We start from the raw sequence: 13,428 nt of genomic DNA on the forward strand, positions 1-13,428 counted from the left end.
CATGGCTATCTCCAAGCACACTCCCGCCCTGTTCAACGAAGGCCTGCCGGACCCGCGCCTGCAGCAGTTCCGCATGCGCCGCCTGCAGGTGCACAACTGGGGCACCTTCAACGGCCTGACCGAAGTACCGATCGCCGAGCGCGGCTTCCTGTTCGTCGGACGTTCCGGCTCGGGCAAGTCGACACTGCTCGATGCCATGTCCGCGCTGCTGACGCCGCCGGCCATCGTCGACTTCAACGCTGCTGCGCGTGAAGCCGAGCGCAGTGGCCGCGACCGCAACCTGGTGTCCTACGTGCGTGGCGCGTGGGCTGACCAGCAGGACAGCGGCACCGGCGAAATCGCCACCCAGTACCTGCGCAAGGGCGCCACCTGGACCGCACTGGTGCTGGAATACCGCGCCGGCGATGGCCGCGTGGTCAGCCTGGTGCGCCTGCTGTGGATCTCCGGCAACGGCACCTCGGCCGGTGACGTGCGCAAGCACTACATGATTGCCGAGCGCCCGTTCGACATCGCCAAGGATCTTGGTGGGTTCGACCTGGACCTGCGCAAGCTCAAGCAGAAGCTGTCCGACCTGCACCACTTCGACACCTTCTCCGGCTACGCCGAGCGCTTCCGCGACCTGCTCGGCATCGACAACGAGATGGCGCTGCGCCTGCTGCACAAGACGCAGTCGGCGAAGAACCTGGGCGACCTCAACGTCTTCCTGCGCGACTTCATGCTCGACACGCCGAAGACCTTCGACGCCGCCGAGCGCCTGGTCAGCGACTTCGCCGAGCTCGATGGCGCGCACCAGGCGGTGGTCACCGCCCGCCGCCAGGTGGAGACCCTGCTGCCGGCACGCGCCTACTACAACGACCTGAAGGAAATGCACCGCCGGCGCGGCGACGACGAAGCCCTCAAGCTCGGCGTCGACAGCTTCCGTGAAAGCCGCCGCCAGGCGCTGATCGAAGCGCGCCTGCGCGAGATGGACGTGCGTGACCGTGGCCTGCTCGGCGAAGAAGCCCAGCGCCGTGCCGCACTGGACAATCACACCGAGCGCCTGGCCGAACTGGAACTGCAGCGCCGCCAGCAGGGCGGTGAGCGCATCGAAGAACTGGAACGCGAGCAGGGCCGCGCCGAAGCCGAGCGCGACCGCCGCCAGGCCAAGCGCGAGCAGGCAAGCCTGGCCGCGCAGCAGCTGGGGGCCGAACTGCCGGACGACGCACACGGCTTCGCCGAACTGGTCGAGCGCGCACAGAACGAGCTGCAGGACCGCCAGCGCGCCTCTTCGGCGCTGGACGATGCGATCAGCGATCGCCTGGGTGGCAAGCGCGATGACGAGCGCCGCTTCGGCGAAGTCCGTGCGGAACTCGAAGCGATGCAGCGCACGCCCTCCAACATCCCGGCGCCGATGCAGAAGCTGCGCGCGCGCCTGGCCGAGGAAACCGGCATCGCTGAAGCGGCGCTGCCGTTCGTCGGTGAACTGATCCAGGTCCGCTCGGAAGAGCAGGGCTGGCAGGGTGCCATCGAGCGCGTGCTGGGTGGCTTCGCGCTGTCGCTGCTGGTCGACGACAAGCATTACAACGACGTCGCCGAGTGGGTGAACCGTACCCACCTGGGCATGCGCTTCACCTACTACCGCGTGCGCCGCAACGATGATGCGTTCGCCCGTGAGCCGTCGGCGAAGTCGCTGCTGCACAAGCTGGAACTGCGCGAACACGTGTTCGAAAGCTGGCTGCGCCGCGAGCTCGGCAAGCGATTCGACTACGAGTGCGTGGACGCCAAGCAGCTGCGCAACGTCGACCGCGGCATCACCCGCGAAGGCCAGGTCAAGCATCCGGGCGACCGTTTCGAGAAGGATGACCGCAGTGCGGTGGGCGACCGCCGTCGCTGGATCCTTGGTTTCAACAACCACGACAAGGTGGGCGCCTTCGAGCGCGAAGCTCAGGAACTGGCCAAGCGCATCGCCAGCTGCGAGACCGACATCGCGCGCCTGCGTGGACAGCGTGACCGCGACAACGAACGCCGCCTGGCCTGCCACGAGCTGGTCAGCATCAGCTGGAACGAGATCGACATCGCCGCCCCGCAGCAGCGCCTGAGCGACATCGAGGCCACGCTGCGCGACCTGCGCGAAGGCAATGCCGACCTCGCCAAGCTGGCCAGGCAGATCGACGCCGTGCGCGCCGACATCGAGCAGGCCCGCCGCACCTATGAAGACGTCCGCGTCGAGCGCGGGCAGCTGGTCAAGGAACGCGATCGCCTGGACCGCGCGCGCCAGCAGAGCCGTGCGCTGGTGCTGCCGAGCCTGGCCCAGGAGCAGGAAGCCGGCCTTGCCGAGCGCCTGCAGGAGCAGGGTCCGCTCAGCCTGGAAACGCTGGAAGCGCACATGCGCCAGGTCAGCAACGCGCTGAACGAGCAGCTGTCGTCCTCGCAACAGGACCTCAACCGCATCGAGAACCAGCTGATCGGCTGCTTCCGTCGCTTCATCCAGCAATGGCCGGAGGAATCGGGCGACTTCACCGTGTCCGTGGCCTCGGCCGAGGACTTCCTCGCACGCCTCGAACGACTGGAGCGCGATGGCCTGCCGCAGCACGAAGAGCGCTTCTTCGATCTGCTGCAGAACCAGAGCAAGAACAACCTGCTGGCCCTGCAGCGCCACAGCGCCGAAGCCCGCAAGTCGATCGGCCAGCGCCTGGATGAAGTGAACGCCAGCCTGGAACAGGTGCCGTTCAACCGCGGTACGCTGCTGACCATCGAGCTGAGCGACCGCCGCCTGCCGGAAGTCGGCGAGTTCCACCTGCAGCTGCGCGAAGTGCTGTCGCAGCAGCAGACCGAGCAGCGCGAGCTGGCCGAATCGCAGTTCACCGTGCTGCGCCAGCTGGTCAACCGCCTGGGCTCGCAGGAGGGCGAGGACAAGCGTTGGCGGGAGCTGGTGCTGGACGTGCGCATGCACGTGGAGTTCATCGGAGTCGAGCTGGATGCGGAAACGCGCCAGCAGGTCGAGATCTACCGCAGCGGCGCCGGCAAGTCCGGTGGCCAGCGCCAGAAACTGGCCACCACCTGCCTGGCCGCGGCACTGCGCTACCAGCTCGGCGGTGCTGACAGCCAGCTGCCCAGCTACGCCGCAGTGGTGCTCGACGAAGCCTTCGACAAGGCCGACAACGAGTTCACCGCACTGGCAATGAACATCTTCGACAACTTCGGCTTCCAGATGGTGGTTGCCACCCCGCTGAAGTCGGTGATGACGCTGGAACCGTTCATCGGCGGCGCCTGCTTCGTCGAAATCAGCGGTCGCCACGATTCCGGCGTGCTGCTGATCGAGTATGACGAGGAAGGCAAGCGCCTGAAGCTGCCCGAGCGCAGCCGCCAGCAGGCCAACGAACCGGAAGAAGCCGAGGCCTGACCTGGCCGATTGAAGGGGAATGCCGGTCAGCGGCCGGCACCACATGGGCGGGGTTCATGACCCGATCGGATGGGGATGCCGGCCAGCGGCCGGCACTACCCATGGGCGGGGTTCATGACCCGGTAGTGCCGGCCGCTGGCCGGCAACCGCGTTCACGCAGCGCGGAACGTATCCCACGCCATCCGCGCGATCAGCACCACCACCAGCCCCACGAACAGCTTGCGGATGAACGGCGTGCCGCCCTTCAGCGCCAGGCGCGTGCCCACCACCGAACCGATGATGTTGGCCGCCGCCATCGGCAGCGCGAACAGCCACAGGATGTTGCCGGTCGGCACGAAGAACGAGATCGCCGCCACATTCGTCGCCAGGTTCACCACCTTCGACGCCGCCGAGGCGCGCAGGAAATCCAGCCCGAAGAAGCGCACGAACAGGAAGATCAGGAAGCTGCCGGTGCCCGGCCCGAAGAAGCCATCGTAGAAGCCGATCGCCGCACCGATCGCCAGCGCGATCACCAGTTCACGGCGGCCGATCTCCTGTGGCCGGTGCAACGCGCCGAAGTCCTTCTTCCACAGCGTGTAGGCCAGCATCGCGACCAGCAGCACCAGCACCAGTGGGCGCACCGCGTCTTTGGGCAGCAGGCTTACCGCGGTGGCGCCGGCGAAGGAGAAGATGAAGGCCGTGCCGGCCGCGAACAACACCGGCTTCCACGGGAAGCGCACGTTGCGCGCATAGCGCCAGGCGGCCGCACCGGTACCGAACATCGAACTGAACTTGTTGGTGCCAAACAGCATCGCCGGCGTCTGCTGCGGCAGCACCGTGAACAGGCCAGGCAGCTGCACCAGCCCACCACCACCGACGGCGGCATCGACCAGCCCGGCGATGAAGGCGATGACCACCAGCCACCACAACTCAGGGGGAACCAGTTCCAGCACGGCGATCAATCGATATGGGGGCGCGACAGCATACGCCTGTCATGCACTGGTTGACCGGTGCCCCGCGTGGATCCATCCGCACAACCCGGCGACAATGTCCGCATGAGCCGAAAACCCACCGATCCCTGCCCCTGCGGCCTTCCCGCCGAGTACGCCGCCTGCTGTGGCCGTTTCCATGCCGGTGAGGCCGCCCCCGATGCCGAGCGCCTGATGCGATCGCGTTACAGCGCCTATGTGCGGGCGCTGGCGGACTATCTGCGCCAGAGCTGGCATCCGGATACCCGCCCGGCCGAGTTGTCGCTGGATGATGCGCCCGGCCAGCGTACGCATTGGCTGGGCCTGACCGTGCACGAGCACATCGTCACCGGCGCCGACAGCGCCGAAGTGCGCTTCACCGCCCGCTACCGCGTGGGCGGCGGCAGCGCGGTGAAGATGGCCGAGCACAGCCGCTTCCTGCGCGTCGACGGCCGCTGGTACTACCTCGACGCAGTGTGAACCTCAGCCGCCGCGTGCCGCCAGCACGCGCTGGCCGGCATGCGCGCGGACCTGGTTGCGGCCACCGTCCTTGGCTGCGTACAGCGCTTGGTCGGCGGCCTTGATCACTGCCGCTGGCCGCTCATCCACGCGGCTGTCTGCCAGCCCGATGCTCACCGTCACCTGCACCGTCTGCCCGCTTCCGCCGCGTCCGCGCTGCCGGCGCCCCGTTTCATCGTCGCGGCTGCGTGTGCTCCGGTCGCGCAGCTGCATGCGGGTGTCCTCGATGGTCTGCCGCAGCGCCTCGACTGCATCCACGCAGGCCGCTGCGGGACGATCCAGGAACACCACCGCGAACTCCTCGCCGCCATAGCGGAACGCCCGGCCACCATCGCCCACCCGGCCCAGGCGCGAGGCCACCAGGCGCAGCACATCGTCGCCGGTGTCGTGGCCGTGGGTGTCGTTGAACGACTTGAAGTGGTCCACGTCCACCATCGCGATGCTGTAGGTGCCGCGCGCCCGCTGCAGGGTCTCATTGAAGGCGCGGCGCCCCGGCAGGCCGGTCAGCTCATCGCGGAAGGCCATATGGAAGGACTCCTGCATCATCGCGCCCAGCATCAGCAGCAGGGCCGCACTGGCCAGTGCCGGCAGCAGCACCGGCTGCAGGAACACCCGTGGCAGCATCCACCACAGGCACAGCAGGGCCAGCAGCATCGCCGTGTGCAACGGGCGCGGATGCCGCCAGGCCTGCCAGCCCAGCGCGGCGGTTGCCAGAAGGAACAGCAGCGCTGGCAGCTGTGCCAGCGCGTTCCAGTCGGCCGGAATCCAGCTCCAGTGGCGGTTGGACAGCAGATCGTGCATGCCCCGGGGTTGCTGCGTGGCCAGCAGCAGGAAGATCACCAGCGCGGCGCCACTGGCAACACCTCGCAGCAGCAGGTCGCGACGGCGGCGGCCGCGCTCGGGCCACAATGCCAGGCCCGCGAACAGCAAGGGCAACCAGGCCGAAATGGCATGGAAGCGCAGCGGTGTCAGCGCCGTGACATGGCCGCTGTGCAGGTAGCCGCCCACGTCCTGGTGCAGCAGCGCGAACATGACCGCCACCACCAGCAGCAGGCAGAGCGTACGCACCTGGTGGTAGAGCAGGGCAAGGCCGGCGCCGAGGCAGGCCAGCAGCCAGGGCAGGATGCGTTGGGCCGGGCTGGCAACGTCTTCGTTGCCCAGTGCTGCCCACAGCACCACGGCAACCAGCACGGCGGGCAGCACGAACAGGTAATGCGCAGGCTGGCGGAGCGGATGCAGGGGCAAGCAGGAATTCCAGCGCGGTGACGACGCGGCCGCAGCATTGCCGTTAGCGGCGTTCGCACCGGCTTCTTGAATGCGGGATGGTCACGCATGTGAACGCGTTGACGTCGAACGATGACATCGCACTCACCCTGTTGCGCAGATGCTGCCCGGATGGACAGCGTAGCCACCGCCGTCGCTGCCCCGCAGCGCGATCTCGCCCGCCAGTACGCATGTGTGCGGAACCGCAGCATGCACCTGGCAGCCCCCCTCAGCGCCGAAGATGCCATGCTGCAGAGCATGGCCGATGCCAGCCCGAGCAAATGGCACCTGGCCCACACCACCTGGTTCTTCGAACGCTTCGTGCTGGCCGGCTTCCCACCTGCACCGGCGCATGACCCTGCCTGGGACTACCTGTTCAACAGCTACTACAAGAGCCTCGGCCCGGCGCACGCCCGGCCGCAGCGTGGGCTGCTGTCGCGGCCATCGCTGCAGCAGGTGCGCGACTACCGCCAGCAGGTCGATGCACAGGTGCAATCGCGGCTGGCGGCAGGCGACCTTGATGAGCAGGCACTGCAGCACCTGCAGTTGGGCCTGCAGCACGAGCAGCAGCACCAGGAACTGCTGCTCACCGACATCAAGCACGCGTTCTGGTGCAATCCGTTGCAGCCGGCCTACCGCGAGGACCTGCAGCCTGCAACCAGCGCTGCCAGTGCGCAGGGCTGGATCGAGTCGCCCGAGCGCATCGTCACCATCGGCGCCGCAGCCTGGCCGCAGCACACCGCCTTCGCCTACGACAACGAATCGCCGGCGCATCGCGTGCTGCTCCCCGCGCACGCACTGGCCGAGCGTCCCGTCAGCAATGCCGAGTACCGCGCCTTCATCGACGCCGGCGGCTACCGCGAACCGCGCTGGTGGCTCAGCGAAGGCTGGGCGCTGCGCGAAGCCGAGAGCTGGCAGCACCCGCTGTACTGGGATGACGCCCTGCAGCGCGAGTACACCCTGGGCGGTTGGCGCGAACTGGATCCGCATGCGCCGGTCTGCCACCTCAGCTACTACGAGGCCGATGCCTGCGCCCGCTGGGCCGGTGCGCGCCTGCCCAGCGAGTTCGAGTGGGAGGCTGCCGCCGCAACGCTGCCGCCTCGCGGTCATTTTGCCGATGACGATCGGCTGCACCCGCAGGCTGCAGGGGGCAGTGGACTGCGTCAGCTGTTCGGCGATGTATGGGAATGGACCCACAGCGCGTATGGCGCCTACCCGGGCTTCCGCCCTTTCGCCGGCAACCTCGGTGAATACAACGGCAAGTTCATGTGCGGGCAATGGGTGTTGCGCGGTGGCAGCTGCGCCACGCCGCGTGGCCACGTGCGTGCCAGCTACCGCAACTTCTTCATGCCCCCGGCGCGTTGGCAGTTCTCCGGGCTGCGCCTGGCCAGGGACCTCGCATGAGTACGGTGCACGACGCACTGCAGGCGCTGACCGATCTCACCCCCGGCCGCCAGCAGATCCTCACCGACGTGGTGGCCGGGTTGTCGCGCACGCCGCGCCAGCTGCCGTCCAAGTACTTCTACGATGCGCGCGGCTCGCGCCTGTTCGAGCAGATCACGCAGACCCCCGAGTACTACCCCACGCGCACCGAGCTGGCCCTGCTTTCACGGGTACTGCCGGACATCGCCCGAAGCGTCGGGCCGCACCTGCACGTGGTGGAACTGGGCAGCGGCAGTGGCCGCAAGACCGCGTTGCTGCTGGCCGCCCTGCACGACCCGGTGGCCTACACGCCCATTGAAATCTCGCGTGCCGCGCTGCTGTCCAGCATCGACCACCTGGCCCCGGCGCTGCCCGAGGTGGAGATGCTGCCGGTCTGTGCCGACTTTACCCGTCCCGTCGCCGTACCCATGCCCGAACGCGAACCCGCGCGACGGCTGCTGTTCTTCCCCGGTTCCACGCTGGGCAACTTTGAAGGCGAGGACGCGGTCGCGCTGCTGCGCGCGATGCGCCAGACCATGGGGCGTGATGGCCTGGCCCTGGTAGGCATCGACCTGCACAAGGACCCGGCGCTGATCGAGGCGGCCTACAACGATGCGCAGGGCGTCACCGCCGCATTCACCCTGAACCTGCTGGCCCGCCTCAACCGCGAGGTCGGCAGCGACTTCGATCTGCAGGGCTTCCGTCATCGTGCCCGCTACAGCGTCGCGCGGCTGCGCATCGAGACCGATCTGGTCAGCCAGCGGGCACAGGACGTCCATCTGGATGGCCGGACCTTCCATCTCGAGGCCGACGAACCGATCCGCGTCGAATACAGCCACAAGTACACCGACGAGAGCTTCGAAGCGTTGCTGCAGCCGGCTGGCCTGCAGGTCATGCAGCGCTGGGATGCTGAAGGCCCGGCCTATGGCCTGCGCCTGTTGCGTGCCATCTAGGGCGGACGGCCAGCCGGTACCGCTTCAGGTTCAGCAGCACCGCTACCCCTAAGATGGCCGTGCAACGGCAACACGGAGGACGCCATGCCCATTCTGACCACGCTCGGCCTGGCGGCCGCTCTTGCCTCGGCGCCGACAGCGCCCGCCGCGCCTGCCGGCGACATCGATCCGGCGTTCAGCCGCTGCCTGTCGGGCCTGCAGGCCACCGCTGCGACACAAGGCATCAGTCCCGACCGTTTCAACGCGATCACCGCCGGCCTCACCCCGGACCCCAGCGTGCTCGACCTGCTCGATGCACAGCCCGAATTCACCACGCCGATCTGGGACTACCTGGCCGCGCTGGTCGATCGCCCGCGCGTGGCTGATGGCCGCGCCCTGCTGCAGCAGCACCGCGACCTGCTCGATCGCGTGTCGGCGCAGTACGGCGTCGATCCGGCCACCATCGTCGCGGTCTGGGGCGTGGAGAGCGACTACGGCCGCGTGTTCGGCAAGCGCCCGCTGCTGCAGTCATTGGCCACGCTGTCCTGCGCCGGCCGTCGCCAACCCTTCTTCCGCGGTGAACTGCTGGCGCTGCTCAAGCTGATCGACCGCGGCGACCTGCAGGCCCAGGGGCTCACCGGCTCCTGGGCCGGTGCCTTCGGGCATACGCAGTTCATGCCCAGCACCTATGCGCGCATCGCCGTGGACGGTGACGGCGATGGCCGCCGCGATCTGGTCGGCAGCATTCCCGATGCGCTGGCGTCCACCGCCAACTACCTCAAGCGCGCCGGCTGGCGCAGCGGCGAGCCGTGGGGCGTGGAAGTCCGCGTTCCTGCGGGCTTCCACGCCAGCCAGGCCGGCCGCACCCAGCGTCGCGCCCTGGCCGACTGGCGTGCGCAGGGCGTGACTGCGCTGGATGGCAGCGTGTTGGCTCCGGCCAATCTGCCGGCGGATGCGCGCGCGGCGCTGCTGCTGCCGGCCGGCAACAAGGGCCCGGCATTGCTGGTGTTCCGCAACTACGACGCGATCTACAGCTACAACGCCGCCGAAAGCTATGCGCTGGCGATCGCGACGCTGGCTGACCAATTGCGTGGCGGCAACGGGTTGGCCACCGCCTGGCCGACCGATGACCCGGGCCTGGGCCGCGATGAGCGCCGCCAGCTGCAGACCCTGCTGCTGGCCCGCGGCCACGATATCGGTGCCGCCGACGGCATGATCGGTACCGCCACGCGCCGCGCGATCCAGGCCGAGCAGCAGCGCCTGGGCTGGAGCGAGGTGGACGGCCGCGCAGGCCAGCGCATCCTGCGCACGCTGCAGGAAGAGGCGACCGCCATCGCACCCGCTGGGCAGAAAGCCTTGCCGGCGGCACGTTGACCGCGACATCATCGCCGCGGTCTTCAAGGAGCGTCATCGCATGCAGTCGAATCCGGACATCAGCACCGGCCTGTATCACGGCCTGGAGGCCTGGCAGGTGCGAACCGCCAACGCCACGGCGGTCGTCAGCGTGTTCGGCGGCCAGCTGCTGTCGTTCATTCCCGATGGGCAGCCCGATCTGCTGTGGCTTTCGCCCACGCGCGCCGAGCTGCCCACGCCCATCCGCGGTGGCGTCCCGGTGTGCTGGCCGTGGTTCGGTCGCCAGGGCCAGAGTGCCGATGTACCGGCGCATGGCCTGGTACGTACCGCGCGCTGGGAGCTTCTGCAGGCCAGCCAGCGTGATGATGGCGAGGTCGAGCTGCAGTTGGCGCCTGCGCCCGGCGCCGATCACGGCCTGCGCCTGCAGATGCAGCTGCGCATCGGCCGCCAGCTGCGCCAGCAGCTGGTCACCGAGAACACCGGAACCTCGCCGGTGACCTTCACCCAGGCCCTGCACAGCTATTTCCGGGTGGGCGATGCCAAGCGGGTCGAGGTCGAGGGCCTTGACGGCCTGCAGTACCTGGACAAGTACGAGGACTATGCGCAGCTGCGCCTGCAACAGGGACCGTGGTCATTGCGCGATCCACGTGATCCCGGTCGCAACGATCGCATCTACACCGGTGCCGGCGGCCATTACGTGCTGCATGATCCCGTACTGCAGCGGCGGATCGAGATCCGCAGCGAAGGCAGCCAGACGCTGGTGGTCTGGAATCCGGGCGCCGAGGCGGCAGCCAGGATGGCCGATGTCGGCGAGGGCTGGCGCGATTACGTATGCCTGGAAGTGGCCAACGCAGGCCCGGAGCAGATTACGCTTGCGCCGGGTGCGCGCCATCAGCTGGTGCAGACCCTGGGCAGTACCGCGCTGTAGGCGCGGACAACGATTTCAGTTTGTCGATGCAGGTAGCAAGGACGGAAAACATGCAGGAAGCACAATGGTGGTACGCCAATGGCAGGCAGAGCAGTGGGCCGGTGGATCTGGCCGGTCTTCGCCAGCTGCAGCAGGAAGGGACGGTTACGGCGCGCACCCTGCTCTGGTGCGAAGGCATGCCCTCATGGCGGCCGTTGGCGGAACTGGAGCAGGCTTCCACCCCCGTCGAGGTGGTTCCGGCCCTGGATATCGACGCAGCCCCTGCGGTTGAGGGCATCGCGCCGGATGTCGGCGACCCGTCCGATCCCTATCGTGCGCCGGTCGCTGCACCGGACAGGGCTGCGGCTGCCGGGCTGGAGGGCGAGATGGCCTTGTACGCCAGCGTGGTCGGCGGCAACTTCCCGATCTATCGCCAGCGCTGGCGGCTGGATCAGGGCATTGCCACGGGCAGTGGCACCTGGCATTGGCCGGCCTTCCTGCTCGGCCTGATCTGGATGATGTACCGCAGGATGTACCGCCTGGCGGCGATGTGGGCTGGCCTGCTGCTGCTGATCAGCGTGGTGGAGACCTGGCTGGATGTGCCGGATGGCCTGTCGCTGGTCATCACCTTCGCGCTGAGCATCACCACCGGCATCTTTGGCAACAGCTGGTACCTGGCGCACTGCCAGCGCCTGATCGCCCAGGCCCGTGCCGTTACCGGCGACGATGATGCACGGCTGCGCAGCGAGCTGACCGCGCGTGGCGGCACCAGCGTGGTCGCCACACTGATCGCCATCGTCATCGCGGTGGCGCTGAGCATCGTCGGCGCAGCATTGGCCGGGTAGGGTGGGTCAGCGGTCCTGACGGGGCCGCAGCACCAGCAGGCACAGCGCACCGGCCACCAGGCCCCAGAACGCCGAGCCGATGCCGGCCAGTGAGACGCCCGAGGCGGTGACCAGGAAGGTGACCAGTGCCGCCTCGCGGTCCCGCTCTACCGCCAGCGCACTGGCCAGGCTGTTGGCGATGGTGCCGAACAGCGCGATACCGGCCACGCAGGCCACCAGCTCCTTGGGGAAGGCAGCGAACAGTGCGGCCACGGTGGCACCGAACAGTCCGATGACGATGTAGAAGGCACCTGCCGCCATGGCGGCGGTATAGCGTCGTGCCGGGTCCTCATGGGCATCGCGGCCCATGCAGATCGCGGCGGTGATTGCCGCCAGGTTCAGCGCGTACGCACCGAACGGCGCCAGTAGTGTATTGACCACACCGATCCAGCCGATCAGCGGCGACACCGGGGCGTCGTAGCCGGATGCCCGCATCACCGCCACGCCCGGAATGTTCTGCGAGGCCATGGTGACCACGAACAGGGGCAGGGCGATGCCGGCCACCGCGGTCCAGGACAGGGATGGGGTCACCCATTGCGGTACCGCCAGTTGCAGCTGCACCTGCTGTGCGTGCAGCAGGCCACGGCTGGCCGCAACCGCGATGCCGACCAGCAGGGTGGCGATGACCGCATAGCGCGGGAACAGGCGGCGTCCGGTCAGCCACGTGGCGAACATGGCCAGCGCCAGTACCAGCTGGGTGTTCATGGCCACGAACACGTCCAGACCGAAGCGCAGCAGCACCCCGGCCAGCATGCCGGCGGCCAGCGCCATCGGCACCCGTTGCATCAACCGGGCGAAGATGCCGGAGAAGCCAGCCAGCATGCCCAGAACCGCAGCGAGCAGGAATGCGCCGGTGGCCTCGGAAAGAGATGCGCCGCCGGCACCGACCACCAGCATCGCCGCGCCCGGTGTCGACCATGCGGTCACCACCGGTACCCGATAGCGCAGTGACAGCCCGATGCAGGTGACACCCATGCCCAGTCCCAGTGCCCACATCCATGAAGCGATCTGCGCCTGGTTGGCACCGACAGCTTGTGCAGCCTGGAACACGATGACGGCCGAACTGGCGAAGCCGACCAGCACAGTAATGAAGCCGGCAACGAGGGCCGGTACTGAAAGGTCGCGCCACCACGCTTGCCGCACCTGCATGTTCATTGCCGTCTCTCCACTGTGCATCCGTGCATTGATAGCCCTTGTGGCGTTGACCGCGCAACGCGCGGTCAACGCCACAGTGATCTTCGAGCGTATGCCATGCGTGACGTTGCCTTGGTTCTGTCATCACCCTGCAAAAAAATGCTTGACGAAATCTGCAGGATCTCTAGAATTCGCTCCCTTGCTGCAGCGCACCGCTTCTTCGGAAACGGCACGCAGACAGCAATGCCACCACCGACGAACGAGATGATCGAACGAAGGTGTTGACGGACTCGAAAAGTCCGGCATAATAGGCGGCTCGCAACGACGAAAGGCCTTCGGGTCCAACGCCGAAGCAGCATCGGCAACAACGTCCACCCCGGTGAGACGGCCTTGAAAAAAAGGTGTTGACGAAGCGGAAAAGCCGGCTATAATGGGCGGCTCGCTACGAAGGAAACTTCGCAGCACACGGGAGCGGCGCTGAGGCCACTTCCCTCGATCTTTGAAAGTATGCGCAGGTATCTTGTGAAGGCGCCTGCAGGAAGGGTGATTGTCCATCTTGCAGACGTTTGATCAAGCAACTATTAATTGTTTTAAAGCAAGCGATACGTTGCCAGAATCAATCATCTGCAGCTTTAAATTTTGATCTTCGGATCATGCAGTTTTAAGTGAAGAGTTTGATCCTGGC

10 protein-coding genes are annotated in these 13,428 nt (G+C 67.4%); 7 read left to right on the forward strand and 3 right to left on the reverse strand.

The annotated features are described in order from the left end of the window. The first annotated feature begins 1 nt into the window (after nt 1). A complete protein-coding gene (locus AC5P8Y_RS15045) occupies nt 2-3,382 on the forward strand; it encodes an ATP-binding protein (protein WP_049403452.1) in 3,381 nt (1,126 codons plus the stop codon). A gap of 152 nt (nt 3,383-3,534) precedes the next feature. Here the strand turns inward: AC5P8Y_RS15045 and AC5P8Y_RS15050 are convergent, their stop codons facing one another. Beyond that, nucleotides 3,535-4,314, reverse strand: coding sequence for a sulfite exporter TauE/SafE family protein (locus AC5P8Y_RS15050; RefSeq protein WP_005411690.1), 780 nt, complete (start codon nt 4,312-4,314; stop codon nt 3,535-3,537). Nucleotides 4,315-4,416: 102 nt separating this feature from the next. Between AC5P8Y_RS15050 and AC5P8Y_RS15055 the strand changes: the two genes are divergently transcribed. Then, nucleotides 4,417-4,809: a YchJ family protein gene (locus tag AC5P8Y_RS15055; protein WP_049403453.1), complete on the forward strand. Its 393-nt coding sequence runs from the start codon at nt 4,417-4,419 to the stop codon at nt 4,807-4,809. A gap of 3 nt (nt 4,810-4,812) precedes the next feature. Here AC5P8Y_RS15055 and AC5P8Y_RS15060 read toward each other — a convergent pair whose 3' ends face one another. Next, on the reverse strand, nt 4,813-6,093 hold the full coding sequence (locus AC5P8Y_RS15060) for a GGDEF domain-containing protein (RefSeq protein WP_049403454.1): 1,281 nt from the start codon (nt 6,091-6,093) through the stop codon (nt 4,813-4,815). A 150-nt stretch (nt 6,094-6,243) separates the two neighbouring features. Here AC5P8Y_RS15060 and egtB point away from each other — a divergent pair, with 150 nt between their 5' ends. The 5 genes from egtB (at nt 6,244) to AC5P8Y_RS15085 (ending at nt 11,570) form a co-directional block, all read left to right on the forward strand. Then, on the forward strand, nt 6,244-7,515 hold the full coding sequence (gene egtB / locus AC5P8Y_RS15065) for an ergothioneine biosynthesis protein EgtB (protein ID WP_049403455.1): 1,272 nt from the start codon (nt 6,244-6,246) through the stop codon (nt 7,513-7,515). Continuing rightward, nucleotides 7,512-8,486, forward strand: coding sequence for an L-histidine N(alpha)-methyltransferase (gene egtD, locus AC5P8Y_RS15070; RefSeq protein WP_111188348.1), 975 nt, complete (start codon nt 7,512-7,514; stop codon nt 8,484-8,486). The genes egtB and egtD overlap by 4 nt, the downstream gene beginning before the upstream one ends. 84 nt (nt 8,487-8,570) lie before the next feature. Further along, nucleotides 8,571-9,839, forward strand: a complete 1,269-nt coding sequence (locus AC5P8Y_RS15075) for a lytic murein transglycosylase (protein WP_164209022.1) — start codon at nt 8,571-8,573, stop codon at nt 9,837-9,839. A gap of 40 nt (nt 9,840-9,879) precedes the next feature. Continuing rightward, entirely contained in the window at nt 9,880-10,746 is an 867-nt protein-coding gene (locus AC5P8Y_RS15080; protein ID WP_495202047.1) for a D-hexose-6-phosphate mutarotase, read from the forward strand. Between the two features lie 50 nt (nt 10,747-10,796). Then, nucleotides 10,797-11,570, forward strand: a complete 774-nt coding sequence (locus tag AC5P8Y_RS15085; protein WP_495202048.1) for a DUF2628 domain-containing protein — start codon at nt 10,797-10,799, stop codon at nt 11,568-11,570. A gap of 6 nt (nt 11,571-11,576) precedes the next feature. Here the strand turns inward: AC5P8Y_RS15085 and AC5P8Y_RS15090 are convergent, their stop codons facing one another. Next, on the reverse strand, nt 11,577-12,764 hold the full coding sequence (locus tag AC5P8Y_RS15090) for a benzoate/H(+) symporter BenE family transporter (RefSeq protein WP_111188346.1): 1,188 nt from the start codon (nt 12,762-12,764) through the stop codon (nt 11,577-11,579). Nucleotides 12,765-13,428: the final 664 nt, after the last annotated feature.

The sequence above is a fragment of the Stenotrophomonas sp. YJH_SMC_12-1 genome (assembly GCF_059370935.1).